This window comes from Pseudoalteromonas sp. MT33b (assembly GCF_014117385.1).
GTDB lineage: Bacteria > Pseudomonadota > Gammaproteobacteria > Enterobacterales > Alteromonadaceae > Pseudoalteromonas > Pseudoalteromonas lipolytica.
On sequence record NZ_CP059831.1, the window covers coordinates 3285439 to 3301656 of the forward strand.

The window sequence follows — 16218 nt, forward strand, 5'->3', positions numbered from 1 at the left end:
GTTCCTAACACGCTAATTGACTAGCTTTGGGGAATATCAAGCTCTTGCCCGATAAACAAAGTGTTCGATTTTAGGTTATTTACCGTTTTAAGCTTGCTCACAGATGTGCCATAACGACTCGCCAACATGCTTAGCGATTCACCCGGGCGTACCTTATGCTTGGTTGGGTATTGCGCTTTTAATTTAGCAAATAAAGAGTCATCAGGTGGATTTTGTAAATAATAGCTTTTAATTGATTTAAAGATTGCTTTAGCTAATCGCTCTTGGTGATTGGCTGTTTTTAGTAAACGTTCTTCACGCGGATTCGAGATAAACCCTGTTTCGACCAAAATAGAGGGAATATCTGGCGATTTAAGCACTGCAAGGCTTGCTGCTTGTGGTTCTTTTTTATGTAATTTAGCCACTTTTTTCAGCTCTCTCACCACCTCTTCAGCGACGTTAAAACCCGTTTTCATTGAGTGGTCCATCGACATATCAAGCAATGCTTGCGCTAAATACTTTTCACTAGCGGTGTCTTTTAACACCCCAGCAGCACCGCCTAAAAGCTCCGAATGCTTTTCTTTATCCTCAATCCATTTACCAATTTCTGAGTTTGCACGGCGCAGCGACAACACCCATACAGAGGCTCCATTAGGTTGCGGACTGGTGAAGGCGTCAGCATGAATAGACACAAAAAAGTCTGCTTTTTTCTCGCGCGCAATATTGGTACGCGTATTCAAGTTTACAAAATAATCACTGCGGCGGATCATACGTGAAATCATCCCGCGCTCAGCATCAATCATTCGCTCCAAGCGTTTAGCAATTTGCAACGTGATGTCTTTTTCATAGGTGCCTGATGGCCCTATTGAACCGGGGTCTTCACCACCGTGCCCTGCATCAATCGCAATCACAATATCACGTTCTTGATTAAGCTCGCGCTTTTTGACACTGCTATTCGTACTCGCTATCGGCTCCGCTTTTGGTGTTTTATCTACAAGGTCAACAACTAAACGATGCTTATAAGGGTCGGTAGGTAATAATGCAAATACCACGGGCTTCGTCGCTCGGGTTAATTCAAAGACAAAGCGCACACTTTTGCTGTCTTTTGGTTTCGAATAACGCAGCTTAGAAACTATTTGGTGTTTGTTTGGAATACTTGGCAGTGTATCTAACTTATCGGTGTCTTTGAGATCAATCACTAAACGCGATGGATTTTTCAGCATGAAGTAGCTGTAATCGGGTTTGTCGTTTAAATCAAACACAACCCGAGTACTGTCTGGAGAGGGCCACACACGCACGCTATTAATGGAATTTTGTGCCAGCGCAACGTCACTAACAATCAAAAGCATCCAAAAAATTAATAGTTTAAATGTACAACGACCCATTTTTGATAACACACCTTTTATTGTTATTTATTTTATTATTGCGCGCTCTTTAATTGTCTAACTATAGACTGACCACGCTCAGTTAAACTCTTTATTTCAATAGCACGTGCCTCACCTTCATAGCGTAACGTGACATCTAAATCGGGCGTAGGGATAAACTCGCCCCCTTTCTCGGGCCATTCAACCACACAAATTGCCTGTGGTGAAAAATAGTCACGAATTCCCATATACTCAAGTTCTTCAGGGTCACCTAAACGATATAAATCAAAGTGATAGACATCTGCTTTCGTTAATTGATAAGGCTCTACTAATGTATACGTCGGACTCTTAACCTTACCTTGATGACCAAAACCTTGAACAATACCACGCGTTAAAGTCGTTTTGCCGGCTCCTAAGTCGCCGTGCAAATAAATTACCGCGCCTTGCTCCATTAACGCCGCAAGTTGCTTACCCATGTTTACCGTTGCAGCTTCATCAGCCAGTGGAAAACCAACACTGTCGGTCATTATTACCTCATGAAAAACTAAAAACACACTACTTTGTTAATCATACCAGATTATTTATGTAAGGCGAGAATCAGCCATGCCTTGAATTTGACACAAAAAAACCGGCAAAGTTGCCGGTTTGTTTTAGGTAAACATTATTATGTTTAAAGACCGAGTTTCTTCTCAAGGTAGTGGATATTAGTACCACCGTTTTGGAAGTTTTCATCTGCCAAGATTTTCTTGTGCAGTGGGGTGTTGGTCTTAATGCCGTCGATAACTAATTCGTTTAACGCATTACGTGAACGCGCAATCGCTACATCACGGTTTTCACCGTAACAGATCAACTTACCAATCATTGAATCGTAATGAGGTGGTACAGTGTAATCAGCATAAATGTGGCTGTCCCAACGAATACCTAAACCGCCAGCTGGGTGGAATCGTGTGATTTTACCCGGTGAAGGAATGAAGGTTTCAGGGTCTTCTGCGTTAATACGACACTCAATGGCGTGACCACGAATAACCACATCTTCTTGAGTGAATGATAATGGTTGACCCGCAGCAATTTTTAGCTGTTCTTTAATTAAGTCAACACCTGTTACCATCTCTGTTACAGGGTGCTCAACTTGAATACGGGTGTTCATTTCAATGAAGTAGAACTCACCGTTTTCGTATAAGAACTCAAAAGTACCTGCACCGCGATAACCGATTTCGATACATGCACGAGTACAACGATCACCGATGAACTTACGCATTTCAGCTGTAATGCCCGGTGCGGGTGCTTCTTCAACCACTTTTTGGTGACGACGTTGCATTGAACAGTCACGCTCACCAAGGTGAACAGCGTTACCTTGGCCGTCAGCTAATACTTGTACTTCGATATGACGTGGGTTTTCTAGGAATTTTTCCATGTAAACCATGCCATTACCGAAGAACTGCTTCGCTTCTTGTTGTGTTAATGCGATTGAATCTACTAATTCTTTTTCGCTACGCACAACACGCATACCACGACCACCGCCGCCGCCTGCTGCTTTAATGATTACAGGGTAACCAATGCGCTTAGCGATTTGAATATTGCGTTCATTATCAGCCGTTAATGGACCATCAGAACCTGGTACACATGGTACGCCAGCTTTACGCATTGCTTCAATTGCAGATACTTTGTCGCCCATTAGACGAATTGTGTCGCCTCTTGGACCGATAAATACAAAGCCGCTTTGCTCTACTTGATCAGCAAAGTCTGCATTCTCAGAAAGAAAACCATAACCTGGGTGAATCGCCACCGCATCCGTTACTTCTGCCGCCGCAATAATGCGCGGAATATCTAAGTAACTTTCAGACGCAGCAGGTTTACCAATACAAATTGTTTCGTCTGCCAGTAACACGTGCTTAAGATCACGGTCTGCCGTTGAGTGCACAGCAACAGTTTTGATCCCAAGCTCTTTGCAGGCGCGCAATACACGAAGTGCAATTTCACCTCGGTTTGCAATGACTACTTTATCTAACATAGAGTTGGCCTTTTGTTGCGCTATTATTCAATGATGAATAAAGGTTGATCGAATTCTACTGGCTCGCCGTTTTCAACTAAGATAGCTTTTACTGTGCCCGCTTTGTCTGATTCGATTTGGTTCATCATTTTCATTGCTTCAACGATACACAGTGTATCGCCAACATTTACTTTTGAACCTACTTCTACGTACGGCGCTGCTTCTGGTGATGCTGCTGAGTAGAAAGAACCTACCATTGGTGATTTAACTTGATGACCGGTTGGTGCTGCTGGTGCTGCTTCTGCCGCTGGTGCTTCAGCCACTGGAGCAGGTGCTGCTGCCGGCGCTGGTGCCGCAAAATGTTGAGGTGCATAATGCATTGCAGGACCTGCACTCATATTATTACGGTTAATGCGTACTGATTCTTCACCTTCAGTGATTTCTAATTCAGCAATACCAGATTCTTCTACTAGTTCGATAAGTTTTTTGATCTTGCGAATATCCATTAAACGACCCGCCTGTTAGTTTATTTAAAATTAATGTGTGTTTTGCAACCGATTAACCGCAGCTTCAAGTGCTACTTTATAACCCATTGCTCCTAATCCAACGATAACGCCTTGTGCCACATCCGAAAAATACGAATGATGACGAAATGCTTCACGTGCATGTACATTACTTAAATGCACCTCGTAAAAGGGAATGTTTACACTGAGTAATGCATCTCGTAAGGCAACGCTTGTATGTGTAAATGCTGCAGGGTTGATAATAATACAATCAACCGCTTGCCACGCTGCATGAATTCGCTCAATAAGCGCCGCTTCACTGTTACTTTGAAAATGCGTTAAATCAACATGGTAACGCGTCGCGACCGTGCTTAGTTCAGCCATAATCTCGTCAAGAGATTGTGTGCCATACTTTTCAGGTTCACGCTTGCCAAGCATGTTTAAATTTGGCCCATTTATAACTAAAAGTCTGAATTTTGCAGCCATAATACGCGATATATCCTTTAAGTAACTAGTTTAAACATATTCAACATAAACCCCTGCTTAACTTAAGAGGGTAAATGTAAAATAGCAACTATTTCTCACGTTAACCACCTATTATAGATATTTCGACGTAAATAGCAGCAAAATACTGGTCTAATCACTCTTAAGCAAGGCGCATCGTACGTGTGACAAGGAGCTGCGACAAGTTATCCTTGTTGTTTTATTAGGGTGATTAATTATTCAAACCGTTTAAAATTAAACCTAATGTATTAGATTTTACATGAAGTGCTCTTTTAAAAATAAAAACGCCACTCAATTGAGTGGCGTTCAGCTTGTTCGATGCAATTAACCGTTTATTTTGCGTTATTTCGTACTTTTGCTAAATGTTCGGCAAAGTCTTTCGCATTTAAAAAGCCCGTGACTCGTTGCTCGGCTAACTCGTTACCTTGGGTATCAAAAAACAAAATACTTGGTAAACCAAACACCGTGTACTCTTCCATTAACTCAATGGTTTTTGCATCACTTTCGGTTAAATCAATTTGAATTAACTCAAAATGAGCAAACTCACTTTGCACATTGGCATCTGGAAAGGTGTAATGCTCAAATTCTTTACACGCAACACACCAATCGGCATACAGGTCCACCATCACTAAACGGCCTTGGCTGTTTGCATCACTAATTTTATCTTTAAGCTCTGCTAGGTTCGCCACTTGTGTAAAGCCGTGGTTTTGCTCTGCCACATTAGTAACCACTGCTTTAGTCGGCCAAAAGTAGTTTTTCGTTAACGAAGCCCCTGTAATGACTAATAACGTTGCCGCAAACCATAAAACCGTTTTTAGCTTACTTTGCGACTGACCACTTTGCCAATGGTGTAAATACAACGCGGTTGCAAGTGCAAGTAAACCGGCCATCAACCAAATGATTTCAATATCAACAATTCGCTCTAATAAAATGAGTGGCACAACCAACATAATAAAGCCGAACAAGATTTTAACCTGTTCCATCCAACCGCCAGCTTTAGGAAGTAATTTACCACCTGACGTGCCAAGTAATAATAACGGTAAGCCCATACCTAAGCTGAGTACATAAAGCGTCAAGCCGCCTACCAAGTAGTCGCCACTTTGTGCAACATAAAGCAGGGCTGCTGATAACGGTGCCGTGGTACAAGGTGACGCGATTAAACCCGACAACACCCCCATCATAAACACGCCAACATAGTTGCCGCCTTTTTGCTGGTTACTCACCTGAGTGAGCTTATTCATCATGCCGCTTGGCAATTTAATTTCGTACCAACCAAACATCGACATGGCCAGCAATACAAACAAAATACTAAAGCTAATCAGTACGGTTGGGTGCTGTAAATACCCTTGAACTTGTCCACCCAGTGAAGCAACCACCAAACCTAACGCAGCATATGTCACCGCCATACCTTGTACATAGACAAAAGATAATGAAAATGCTTTTTTCGTTGAAAGGTTTTGCTGGCCTGCTATTAAGCTCGATAAAATTGGAAACATCGGAAAAACACACGGCGTAAAGGCCAGACCCACACCCACCAAGAAGAAAATCACTAAATTAGTCAGTAATCCCTGTGAGGCTAATTTATCTGTATAAGACTGCTCCCCCTTGGGAGCTGCAGATGTATTTTTTTGTTCTGTTTTTGAAGGCTCTGCATTTTCTAAAGACTCAGCATTGGCTGTTAATGCCGCTAATGCATTACCCGCAGATGCACTGTCGGTAACCTGCTCACCGGCGATGAGTGAAAGAGGGATGGTTCTAACTTCTGGCGGATAACATAAGCCAGCCTCTGCACAGCCCTGAAATCGCACTTTTACAACGGCATCTTCTGTCACGTTGCTTAATTTGGAGATGATACTTAAGGAATCAAAAAAAACCTCGGTTCTGCCAAAAAACTCATCTTCGATTATTTCACCTTTGCCAAGGTCTGGAATTTCAATATCAGCTCCTTTGGCAATTATTTCGACTTTCTTTTTATATAAGTAATAGTCTGGCGCTATGTCCCAGCCAATGAAGAGGGTGTTACCTTGCTGATCAAAATCAAAAACAAAGGCCTGATCCACAGGAAGAAAAGTTTGTTCTGCTGGTTGTTGCAGTAAATTTCCGAGTAAATTGCTATTACTTGCACTGGCTGGCAATAACCACAGTGCGCAGAGTAATAAAAAGAACGATCGCATTAATTAAGTACCTCATCCATCCAATTAAAATAGGCTAAATTGCCTGTTGCGACATCAACGACCTGAATTTCTGGCACCTCATAACTATGCAACTTCTTGATAGTTTGGATCACCTCATTCATTTTTTCTGATTTTGTTTTGATCAGTAACTTACTCTCTTTGGCTTGAGTCACTTCACCTTCCCACATGTAAATAGATTCAATGGTCGGCAAAATGTTCACACAGGCCGCTAGCTTTTCTTTAACTAGGTGCTGAGCCAGCAGACGCGCTTCATTCTCATTTGCACAGGTAGTAAAAATTAGTCGAAAATGCGTAGTCATAAGGAACCTTTATTTGATTACATGAGTCGCACCATAGTAGCCGATAGTCACTACAATGTGTAGCGGCCTCAATGATCCTTGGTTCTACCTTGAAAAAAGACCTGATCACCCATATTTATATTTCACTGACTCAAAAAAGAGCGACATTTTTAGAGAGCGTTATGTTTAGATTTTTGTTTTTATTATTTATTTTAGTGCCGATTGTTGAGATTGCACTGCTCATTCAAGTGAGTGAAGTCATTGGCGGCTTTGCAACCATAGCGCTTGTCATTGTCACCGCGATTGTCGGTGCAAAACTTGTAAAGCAGCAAGGTATCGGTGCTATTCAAAACGTACAACTGCAAATGGCGCAAGGGCAAATGCCTGCAAAAGAGTTATTTACCGGTCTGTGTGTGATTATCGCCGGTGTCTTATTGATGACCCCTGGTATTATGACCGACGTGTTTGGCTTTTTATTATTGACGCCAGTAGTGCGCAATAAATTGGCGGCAGGCCTTGCCAGTCAAGCGACTGTACGTATGAGCTCACAAATGAATCAAGGCGCTGCACACTTTCAATATCATAGTAAAACCAGCCAACATGAAGAGCCAACTCACCAGCCAACAACCATTGATGGCGAATTTGAGCGAAAAGATTAAAAATTTTTAATTTTTATACTTGGATTTTTTTAAGCCACCCCCATTATTGAAGGCAATGAAACGCAACGGGTGGCTTTAGCACTCCCCTGCATAACACAAGATTTTTTCTGTACTGTTCAGAAACTGTTAGGAGAACTAAATAAATGAACATTCGTCCTTTACATGATCGCGTCATCGTTAAGCGTCTAGAAGAAGAAACTAAGTCTGCTGGCGGTATTGTTTTAACTGGCTCTGCAGCTGAAAAATCAACGCGCGGAGAAGTTATCGCTGTTGGTAATGGCCGTGTATTAGACAACGGTGAGGTAAGAGCATTAGAAGTAAAAGCCGGTGACACTGTGCTGTTTGGCTCTTATGTTGAAAAAGCTGAAAAGATCGAAGGTCAAGAGTACCTGATCATGCGTGAAGATAACATTCTAGGCATTGTAGGTTAATCCTACTTTTCGTTTAGCAACCCGTTTACAGAATTTAAGAGGAATTAAATCATGGCAGCAAAAGAAGTACTTTTTGCAAGTGACGCACGTGGCAAAATGCTAACAGGCGTAAATATTTTAGCAAACGCAGTAAGAGTAACTTTAGGCCCTAAAGGCCGTAATGTTGTTTTAGACAAATCATTCGGTGCGCCAGTCATCACTAAAGATGGTGTGTCTGTTGCAAAAGAAATCGAGCTTGAAGACAAGTTCGAGAACATGGGCGCACAAATGGTTAAAGAAGTAGCGTCAAAAGCGAATGACGCTGCAGGTGACGGTACAACAACTGCAACCGTATTAGCGCAAGCTATCGTAAACGAAGGCTTAAAAGCAGTTGCCGCAGGCATGAACCCAATGGATCTTAAGCGCGGTATCGACAAAGCGGTTACAGCAGCTGTTGAAGAGCTTAAAGCATTGTCTGTTCCTTGTGCTGACACAAAAGCGATTGCCCAAGTAGGTACTATTTCTGCTAACTCTGATAGCGAAATTGGTAACATTATTGCTGAAGCAATGGAAAAAGTGGGTCGTGATTCAGGTGTTATCACTGTTGAAGAAGGTCAGTCACTAGAAAACGAATTAGACGTTGTTGAAGGTATGCAGTTTGACCGCGGTTACCTGTCTCCTTACTTCATCAACAACGCAGAAAAAGGCGCTGTAGAGCTTGATAACCCATTCATTCTACTTGTAGATAAAAAAGTATCTAACATCCGTGAGTTACTACCTACATTAGAAGCGGTTGCTAAAGCAAGCAAGCCTTTATTAATTATTGCTGAAGACCTTGAAGGTGAAGCACTTGCAACGCTTGTTGTGAACAACATGCGCGGTATCGTTAAAGTATCTGCGGTTAAAGCACCTGGTTTTGGCGACCGTCGTAAAGCAATGCTACAAGACATCGCAGTCTTAACGGGTGGTACTGTAATTTCTGAAGAAATCGGTTTAGAACTTGAAAAAGCAACAGTTGAAGACCTCGGTACAGCGAAGCGCGTTGTGATCACTAAAGATGACACAACAATCATCGATGGCGCAGGTGAAGAAGACGGTATCAATGGCCGTGTTGCACAAATCAAAGCACAAATCGAAGAAGCAACGTCTGACTACGATAAAGAAAAACTACAAGAGCGTATGGCTAAACTAGCTGGCGGTGTTGCAGTAATCAAAGTTGGCGCAGCAACTGAAATCGAAATGAAAGAGAAGAAAGACCGCGTAGAAGATGCATTACACGCAACTCGCGCAGCGGTTGAAGAAGGTGTTGTACCGGGTGGTGGTGTTGCATTAGTGCGCGCTGCAAACAAGCTGGTAGACTTAATTGGTGACAATGAAGACCAAAGTCACGGTATTAAAGTTGCACTTCGTGCGATGGAAGCACCACTGCGTCAAATCGTTACAAACGCAGGCGACGAAGCATCTGTTGTTGTTAACAATGTGAAAGGCGGTGAAGGTAACTACGGTTATAACGCAGCGTCTGGCGAATACAACGACATGATCGAAATGGGTATCCTAGACCCAACTAAAGTAACGCGTTCTGCACTACAGTACGCTGCTTCAATCGCGGGTCTGATGATCACAACTGAAGCAATGGTTGCTGAAATCCCAAAGGATGACGCTGGTGCCCCTGATATGGGTGGCATGGGCGGCATGGGTGGAATGGGCGGCATGATGTAGTCCACTCCAAGCACTTCGCTTAAAAAACCCAGCTTCGGCTGGGTTTTTTATCTCTACAGATCACTTTACTTTATAACACGCTCAATGTGTTCTAATAAAACCTCTGTTGTCCAGTCAACGCCATGGTATGGAATATCAGGCCAGTAAAAATCCCCCTTACCGCGCGCTCTGTTTACATAAACTTTGTTAGGGATTATCACTTTGCTTAATCCTGAGGGAGTATCAACAAATCGAACATCCATATAGGTTGAATCAGCACTGCTCGGCGCACCAAATAACACTGTATTTGAAAATAACTTAAAAGTATCGATTGCATCCAGACACGCACTGGCACATTGTCCGGGCACTATAACGATGGCTTTAGTGTTAAAATCGCTTTCAGATACTTCATCTAAGACCGGTGTCGTTGCTGGCTTCTTCTCAATATAAAAAGGTTCACCCATATCTAACGCCGTCTGCATACCTGCTGAGACTTGTTTTACTATAGCGAAGACCTCGGGCTGGTCTTGCACTTTTGTTTTTAATGACTCAAGGTATTGCGTATTATCTTTGGATGCTCGCCACCAAACGCGTGTATTTTTAGCTAACTGCTCTCTTCGCGATGTCACATGCTGCGGCCCCCAAAGTTGCTCAGCAATTTTCATACTCCAATATGTTGAGCCGCCTTGATTATGGCGAAGATCTAATATCACCGCTTTAGACGTTAGCAACTGTTCACGCTGCTCGGCTAAATCAGTGAAGAGTTGTCGGTAACGTGCTTTTTGTTCTTCATTTGGTGAAAATGAAGGCATTGCTATCCAAGCAATCTCTTGAGTTGCCCAGTGCAGGCCTACCTCGAGCTCATCACCATTGTAAGCATTTACTAAGTGCTGGCGAACATTTTTTGGGCGCTCAAACCATTCAAGTCTAACGCTATACGTCGCGCCACTGACTTTCACAAAATCACAACTTTTAAAGGGGGTTAGAAATGGGTTTCCATCATCCACTAATAATCGCCATCCTTGGTTCCACCAATGACCGGGTTGATCAACTTCACCATAAAATTTAAACAGGGTATCGCGCATTAAGGGTTCAATAGGCGTGTTATTACAGCGCACTATTTTATCCCCTTTCGTTACTTTATCATGCTCGCTGTAATACACTTTTAAGCCATCACCACGCCATACTGCAGAAAACCCGGGCCAGCGTCGTGGCAACTTAACGTCGTCAGGTAACAGTGCAACTGCCCCAGCGTGACCATCTTGCAAAACCGAATTAAAACGTGCAATTGCGGCTGCGTAACCTTGTGCATTTTCTACTTGGTCGGCAAGCATTAAAGCGTGTTGCTTGGCATTAAACAGTAATTGTGGAAACCCTGGGTTATCGCTATCAAACATGCCGGGGTGATTATCGACTGATTGCTGATAAGCAGCTTCAATATCTTTTTGTGTAGTGGCTTTCCACTGGGTTGCTGTTTTTGGAAAGTGTTTTACGGGGTGAGAGCTGTCAGCTTGCACACTCACACTTGCAGTGACTAAGGCTATGCCACTCACGAGTAGAGGCAAGTATAAATTAACCGCTTTATTCATATAAATCCTTTTAATTATTTTAATCCAAACAGTGGGTATACATGTAATAGCAACGCGACTTTTAATCGTGCTACTTATTGTTTAATTTATAACTAATGACTAAAAAATAAAACCCACACTGTCGACACAGGAGCCCATCATTTTGAAACACTCTGATACAACCCGCAATAATACTTAATGATTGTGAGCTGTTTATGAGGCGAATGGGCATAAATGAAATTGGCCCTTTGATTTATGGCTTGTTAAGGTGAATTAACTAACTCTCTGACTATCATAAACAAATCACTTGGCAACATACCACGCTCACCATCGCGCTCAGCGGCGATATCACCCGCTTTTGCATGTAAGCAGACCCCTAAGCTGGCTGCTTGCAGAGTATCTAGCCCTTGTGCAATTAGGGCTGCAATAACGCCAGTGAGTACATCTCCACTCCCCCCAACAGCAAGGGCTGGATTACCATCTGTGCAGACCCAGGTTTTATTGTTATTGCTAATTAATGTGCCAGCCCCTTTTAGTACGCAGGTTGTGGTATAGCTGTGCGCTAAACGTTTGACCGCTGCAAAACGGTCAGTTTCTATGTCTGAGGTGCTGCAATTAAGCAGCCGTGCGGCTTCACCGGGGTGAGGAGTGATAACCGTGTTTGTCAGTGGAAATGACGACGCATGTTGGGCAATTAAATTAAGTGCATCGGCGTCAATAACTAAGGGTTTATTATTGGTGAAACAGTACTGCATGACTGTTTCAAAGGTAGCCTCAGACCAACTATCAAGCCCCAAACCGGGACCTATGGCAATACAGCTTGCCCATTCAAGAGAAGCAATTAGATTAGCGTCTGTGACCATTAACTCTGGCCTTCCCATACTTACACTGAGAATTGAGCTGGTATGCGTATACACCTTAACCATACCCGCACCTGTTCTCAGTGCCGCTTCTGCCGTTAAGCGAATAGCACCTGCTGTACCTGCATTACCCCCAATGCACAATAACTTACCATGGCTGGTTTTGTGGCTATTGTTATCACGCGCTGGTAGTGAGTTGATTGTTTGCTGATTAATAAGTAAAGCACAGGGTGGGCACAGCAACGCAAATGCATCAGCAATGCCTAAATCTGCAAACTCACATTGACCTGCATGCGCGCGCCCTTGTCCCGTTACCAAACCTTGTTTAATACCCACAAAGGTCACAGTAACAGTCGCTTTAATTGCAATACCTTGAACGGCGCCAGTATCGGCATGAATACCAGAGGGTAGATCGATAGCTATAATGGGCGCTCGGCTATTATTCGCCGCGTTTATCAGCTCACTAAATGGCGAGCGAACGTCACTTTGAATACCCGTACCAAGCAAACCATCAACGATAACATCAGCCTGTTCAAGCACAGCAAAGTCTGTCACGATTTCGCCTGTGGCATCTAACCAAGCTTGTTGTGCGGTGAGTGCATCTCCTGACAAGGGTTTGTCAGGTACAGCGGCTATCACTGTCACGTTTTTTCCTGCTTTTTTAGCCAAATTTGCAACGATGTAGCCATCACCAGCATTGTTTCCAACGCCGACCAACACCACGTAATGCAACGCGTCCGCAAAGTAGTTCACGCTATGCATAAACACAGCCTGACCAGCACGTTCCATAAGCGTGTACATCGCAACACCACAACGTTTAGCCGCAATGGCTTCATTCGTTCTTATTTGTTCGGCTTTAAATAACTGATGTTCAATCATTGGTTTAGTCATTCTTGAGCAATCTATCAATTTACTGTAGCAAGCAACCCCGTAGATATAAACCTGTTATTCATCTTAATCTTATCGTCTTGTCTATTTATTATTGCTATGTTCTAAAGACACTGACAATAAAAAGAGTTAACCCATGACTAATAACAAAAAAACGGTTATTTCATTATTTTGTGCCTTATTAGCCCTGCCATTAAGCGCAAATACGGTCGATATTTTACCAATGAAAGCGCGCGCTGAATTTATTGATAAAATGACTGAATTACGAGTAAAAACGTTACTGCCCCCATTAATGAAGCAGCATAATATTGATATGTGGCTGCTAATCAGTAGAGAATATAACGAAGATCCTATTTTAAAAACAATGCTGCCTGCGACTTGGTTATCAGCCAGACGCACCACCATTTTGGTGTTTGCTCGAAACCAACAAGGTGGGGTTGATGCGCACGCTATCGCGCCATATAAAATAGGCAAGGTATTCAAAAAGTCATGGGATAAACAAAAGCAACCTGATCAATGGCTTGCTCTAAATGACATAATTGAAACATACCAACCTAAAAATATTGCCCTAAACACCTCTCAAAACTGGGCACATGCCGATGGTCTTGTCGTCGGTGATTTTAATAATCTTAAAAGCGCACTCCCTAAAAAATACCTTGATAAGCTCATTTCTGCTGAACCTCTCGCTATTGAGTGGCTCGAGCAACGTTTACCTGAAGAAGTAGACATGTATAAAAAGGCAGTGGCTATTGCGCATCAAATTATTGCTGAGGGCTTCTCAAGCAAAGTGATAAAGGTAGGTGAAACAACCACAAACGATTTAGCCTGGTGGTTTAGAGAGCGGGTAAGAGAATTAAAACTGCAAACATGGTTTCACCCCAGTGTCAGTATACAGCGTGCCGATAAAAAAACGTTTGATCATGAAACAAGCTTTAGCAAAGATAATGAGCACATTATTCAAGCGGGTGATCTACTGCATGTTGATTTTGGCATTACCTATTTGCGCTTGAACACTGACACTCAACAACATGCTTACGTGTTAAAAGAAAACGAAACGCAGGCACCAGACTATTTAGTGAATGCCTTAAAAAGTGGCAATCAATTACAAGATATTTTCACCTCACACTTTGCAGCCGGTAAAACGGGTAATGAAGTACTAAAAGAGTCTCGTGCAGAGGCGATTGCTCAAGGGTTAAAGCCCACAATATACACCCACCCTATTGGTTACCATGGCCATGCTGCGGGAACAACGCTGGGCATGTGGGATTCACAACAAGGGGTTGCTGGCGATGGCGACTATCCACTGCACTTAAATACCGCGTATTCGATTGAATTAAACAACGCCGTTTTTATAAAACAATGGAATAAAGAAATTCGAATTATGCTCGAAGAAGATGCGTTTTTCGATAAATCAGGGGTGTGGTATCTAAATGGCAGACAAACTGAGTTACTGCTTATAAAATAAAAAACGGCGCATAATAATTTTATGCGCCGTTTTTTTAATACGTTACCAGTGACTACTCAGTGTCAGGTAAGTTACGACCGTAGAAGATTTCTTGCATCTCGCGTGTTAGCTTAGAGCGGATCTCTTCTTCTTCGTCTTCTGACAAATCAGATGTAGATACACCGAATAAATAGGTATTTAAGTCGGTTTCTTTTAACATCATTTTAGTGTGGAACAAGTTTTCTTGATACACGTTTACGTCCATCATTTGGTACGCTTCTTTTGTATCTTCAGTCATGTAATTCTGAATAGAATTGATCGCATGGTCGATATAGTGTTTCACACCATCAACATCACGCGTGAAACCACGAACACGGTAGTCAATTGTTACTACATCTGACTCAAGGCTGTGAATTAAGAAGTTCAACGCTTTCAGTGGCGAAATAATGCCACACGTTGATACTTCGATATCAGCACGGAAAGTACAAATACCATCATCAGGGTGCGCTTCTGGGTAAGTGTGAACACAGATATGACTTTTATCTAAGTGTGCTACCACAGTTTCAGGAAGTGGACCCGGCGCTTCATCAACGTCGTACGTTGTTTGCTGCTCAATTGGCTCTTCTGAGATCAGAATTGTTACACTGGCACCTTGCGGATCATAATCTTGGCGAGAAACATTCAAAATGTTTGCACCAATAATGTCCACTACTTCACCTAAAATATCGGTAAGGCGATCAGCACTGTACTGTTCGTCGATATATTCAATATATTCTTTACGCTGTTGTTCAGTCTTCGCGTAGCAAATATCGTAAATACTGAAGCTTAAGCTCTTAGTTAAATTATTAAAGCCATGAAGCTTAATTTTATCGAAGGGTTTATTCATGCTAAACCAACCTTTAAACGAGTGAAACCTGCACCAGCAGAAATAAAAGTTCGCGGATTTTATACGAATTTTGCGTTTGGAAAAAGCGTTATTTTACTTGTTCTTCCACAACTTCATGGCTATGTGTAATTTCTACTGTTTTATCAAGCATTAAGGCTACAGAACAATACTTTTCTGCAGACAATTGAACAGCACGCGCAAGGTGTTTTTCAGACACGTTATCGCCAGTAACCACAAAATGTAGATGAATCTTGGTAAACACACGAGGAGCAGATTCAGCACGCTCAGCACTGAGCTTTACTTGCACGTCAGAAAATGATTGCTTCGCTTTTTTAAGAATACTGACAACATCAACAGATGAACAACACCCTGCCGACATTAATACCATTTCCATTGGACTTGGTGCAGCACTGTCACTACCCGCATCAAAAACGACATTGTGACCTGAATTTGAAAGGCCAATAAAGGTATCACCTTCTACCCATTTTACATTCGCTTGCATTTATTTTATCTCTAAAAGTTATTTTGCTTGATTGTAAGCAAGTCACACTCAGATGCAATCGAAAAACGATATTAGGTGTTAAAGGAGATTACGCACTTTCAGCAACGGCTGTATCGAATAAGTTTTTTACAAGTCCAGCAAACTCATCAATAAAGGCGTGTTGCTCAACAGTAACAGGTTGATTTGTGACACTGCTTAGTACTTCTTGTAAGTCATAAACGATGCCATCGACTTCGCGAACGATTTGGCTGCGTTGTTCGGTGTTCAATTCTGTATGCTGTTCGCAAAGCAGCATGACATTCTCGGCAATCACGTCTTCAATTAGCTCTAGCACCGTTGGAGCTCCTGGCTTTATTTGACCTGGCTTCTCAAATAGCGCTAAATTTTGAGTGAGATACATGACAAGATCATCGTACCCTTGCCTATCTAAAACCATACGACTGCACACCTAATAAAATGACTAACTCTATAGATTTAAGCAGAAAGCGCT

16 protein-coding genes are annotated in these 16218 nt (G+C 42.4%); 4 read left to right on the forward strand and 12 right to left on the reverse strand.

The window, feature by feature from the left end:
• Window positions 1–20: 20 nt before the first annotated feature.
• The 7 genes from H3302_RS14815 to cutA form a co-directional block, all read right to left on the reverse strand.
• Window positions 21–1364: an N-acetylmuramoyl-L-alanine amidase gene (locus tag H3302_RS14815; protein WP_065979395.1), complete on the reverse strand. Its 1344-nt coding sequence runs from the start codon at window positions 1362–1364 to the stop codon at window positions 21–23.
• Between the two features lie 35 nt (window positions 1365–1399).
• Window positions 1400–1870, reverse strand: coding sequence for a tRNA (adenosine(37)-N6)-threonylcarbamoyltransferase complex ATPase subunit type 1 TsaE (gene tsaE / locus H3302_RS14820; protein WP_036973356.1), 471 nt, complete (start codon window positions 1868–1870; stop codon window positions 1400–1402).
• 143 nt (window positions 1871–2013) lie between these two features.
• Window positions 2014–3354 (reverse strand): acetyl-CoA carboxylase biotin carboxylase subunit, encoded by a 1341-nt coding sequence (gene accC / locus H3302_RS14825; protein ID WP_036973357.1) that lies wholly within the window; start codon window positions 3352–3354, stop codon window positions 2014–2016.
• 23 nt (window positions 3355–3377) lie between these two features.
• Complete coding sequence (gene accB / locus H3302_RS14830; RefSeq protein ID WP_036973358.1) at window positions 3378–3839, reverse strand: acetyl-CoA carboxylase biotin carboxyl carrier protein; 462 nt, start codon at window positions 3837–3839, stop codon at window positions 3378–3380.
• 30 nt (window positions 3840–3869) lie between these two features.
• Window positions 3870–4322: a type II 3-dehydroquinate dehydratase gene (aroQ, locus tag H3302_RS14835; protein WP_036973359.1), complete on the reverse strand. Its 453-nt coding sequence runs from the start codon at window positions 4320–4322 to the stop codon at window positions 3870–3872.
• A gap of 350 nt (window positions 4323–4672) precedes the next feature.
• On the reverse strand, window positions 4673–6514 hold the full coding sequence (locus H3302_RS14840; protein WP_182395753.1) for a protein-disulfide reductase DsbD: 1842 nt from the start codon (window positions 6512–6514) through the stop codon (window positions 4673–4675).
• Window positions 6514–6834, reverse strand: coding sequence for a divalent-cation tolerance protein CutA (gene cutA, locus H3302_RS14845; protein WP_036973361.1), 321 nt, complete (start codon window positions 6832–6834; stop codon window positions 6514–6516). Before cutA ends, H3302_RS14840 begins: the two co-directional genes overlap by 1 nt.
• 161 nt (window positions 6835–6995) lie before the next feature.
• Here cutA and H3302_RS14850 point away from each other — a divergent pair, with 161 nt between their 5' ends.
• The 3 genes from H3302_RS14850 to groL all read left to right on the forward strand — a co-directional run bounded on the left by H3302_RS14850 (window position 6996) and on the right by groL (window position 9601).
• The gene (locus H3302_RS14850; protein ID WP_036973751.1) at window positions 6996–7472 is read left to right on the forward strand and encodes an FxsA family protein; all 477 of its coding nucleotides are present in this window, start codon (window positions 6996–6998) and stop codon (window positions 7470–7472) included.
• Between the two features lie 143 nt (window positions 7473–7615).
• Complete coding sequence (locus tag H3302_RS14855; RefSeq protein WP_036973362.1) at window positions 7616–7903, forward strand: co-chaperone GroES; 288 nt, start codon at window positions 7616–7618, stop codon at window positions 7901–7903.
• 51 nt (window positions 7904–7954) lie between these two features.
• Window positions 7955–9601, forward strand: a complete 1647-nt coding sequence (groL, locus tag H3302_RS14860) for a chaperonin GroEL (RefSeq protein ID WP_075594292.1) — start codon at window positions 7955–7957, stop codon at window positions 9599–9601.
• 65 nt (window positions 9602–9666) lie between these two features.
• Here the strand turns inward: groL and H3302_RS14865 are convergent, their stop codons facing one another.
• Complete coding sequence (locus H3302_RS14865) at window positions 9667–11169, reverse strand: S41 family peptidase (RefSeq protein ID WP_182395756.1); 1503 nt, start codon at window positions 11167–11169, stop codon at window positions 9667–9669.
• Between the two features lie 242 nt (window positions 11170–11411).
• The gene (locus tag H3302_RS14870; protein ID WP_074989260.1) at window positions 11412–12887 is read right to left on the reverse strand and encodes a bifunctional ADP-dependent NAD(P)H-hydrate dehydratase/NAD(P)H-hydrate epimerase; all 1476 of its coding nucleotides are present in this window, start codon (window positions 12885–12887) and stop codon (window positions 11412–11414) included.
• 145 nt (window positions 12888–13032) lie between these two features.
• Here H3302_RS14870 and H3302_RS14875 point away from each other — a divergent pair, with 145 nt between their 5' ends.
• Complete coding sequence (locus H3302_RS14875) at window positions 13033–14361, forward strand: M24 family metallopeptidase (protein ID WP_065979398.1); 1329 nt, start codon at window positions 13033–13035, stop codon at window positions 14359–14361.
• A gap of 52 nt (window positions 14362–14413) precedes the next feature.
• Here the strand turns inward: H3302_RS14875 and speD are convergent, their stop codons facing one another.
• The 3 genes from speD to H3302_RS14890 form a co-directional block, all read right to left on the reverse strand.
• Window positions 14414–15226: an adenosylmethionine decarboxylase gene (gene speD, locus H3302_RS14880; protein ID WP_036973370.1), complete on the reverse strand. Its 813-nt coding sequence runs from the start codon at window positions 15224–15226 to the stop codon at window positions 14414–14416.
• A gap of 88 nt (window positions 15227–15314) precedes the next feature.
• Window positions 15315–15728, reverse strand: coding sequence for an OsmC family protein (locus H3302_RS14885; RefSeq protein ID WP_036973371.1), 414 nt, complete (start codon window positions 15726–15728; stop codon window positions 15315–15317).
• Between the two features lie 88 nt (window positions 15729–15816).
• Entirely contained in the window at window positions 15817–16164 is a 348-nt protein-coding gene (locus tag H3302_RS14890; protein ID WP_065979400.1) for a DUF3802 family protein, read from the reverse strand.
• Window positions 16165–16218 lie beyond the last annotated feature (54 nt).

Coding starts and splice junctions, on each gene's coding strand:
- H3302_RS14815 (WP_065979395.1), bottom strand. CDS start 1,364: ATGGGTCGTTGTACATTTAAACTATTAATTTTTTGGATGCTTTTGATT.
- tsaE (WP_036973356.1), bottom strand. CDS start 1,870: ATGACCGACAGTGTTGGTTTTCCACTGGCTGATGAAGCTGCAACGGTA.
- accC (WP_036973357.1), bottom strand. CDS start 3,354: ATGTTAGATAAAGTAGTCATTGCAAACCGAGGTGAAATTGCACTTCGT.
- accB (WP_036973358.1), bottom strand. CDS start 3,839: ATGGATATTCGCAAGATCAAAAAACTTATCGAACTAGTAGAAGAATCT.
- aroQ (WP_036973359.1), bottom strand. CDS start 4,322: ATGGCTGCAAAATTCAGACTTTTAGTTATAAATGGGCCAAATTTAAAC.
- H3302_RS14840 (WP_182395753.1), bottom strand. CDS start 6,514: ATGCGATCGTTCTTTTTATTACTCTGCGCACTGTGGTTATTGCCAGCC.
- cutA (WP_036973361.1), bottom strand. CDS start 6,834: ATGACTACGCATTTTCGACTAATTTTTACTACCTGTGCAAATGAGAAT.
- H3302_RS14850 (WP_036973751.1), top strand. CDS start 6,996: ATGTTTAGATTTTTGTTTTTATTATTTATTTTAGTGCCGATTGTTGAG.
- H3302_RS14855 (WP_036973362.1), top strand. CDS start 7,616: ATGAACATTCGTCCTTTACATGATCGCGTCATCGTTAAGCGTCTAGAA.
- groL (WP_075594292.1), top strand. CDS start 7,955: ATGGCAGCAAAAGAAGTACTTTTTGCAAGTGACGCACGTGGCAAAATG.
- H3302_RS14865 (WP_182395756.1), bottom strand. CDS start 11,169: ATGAATAAAGCGGTTAATTTATACTTGCCTCTACTCGTGAGTGGCATA.
- H3302_RS14870 (WP_074989260.1), bottom strand. CDS start 12,887: ATGATTGAACATCAGTTATTTAAAGCCGAACAAATAAGAACGAATGAA.
- H3302_RS14875 (WP_065979398.1), top strand. CDS start 13,033: ATGACTAATAACAAAAAAACGGTTATTTCATTATTTTGTGCCTTATTA.
- speD (WP_036973370.1), bottom strand. CDS start 15,226: ATGAATAAACCCTTCGATAAAATTAAGCTTCATGGCTTTAATAATTTA.
- H3302_RS14885 (WP_036973371.1), bottom strand. CDS start 15,728: ATGCAAGCGAATGTAAAATGGGTAGAAGGTGATACCTTTATTGGCCTT.
- H3302_RS14890 (WP_065979400.1), bottom strand. CDS start 16,164: ATGGTTTTAGATAGGCAAGGGTACGATGATCTTGTCATGTATCTCACT.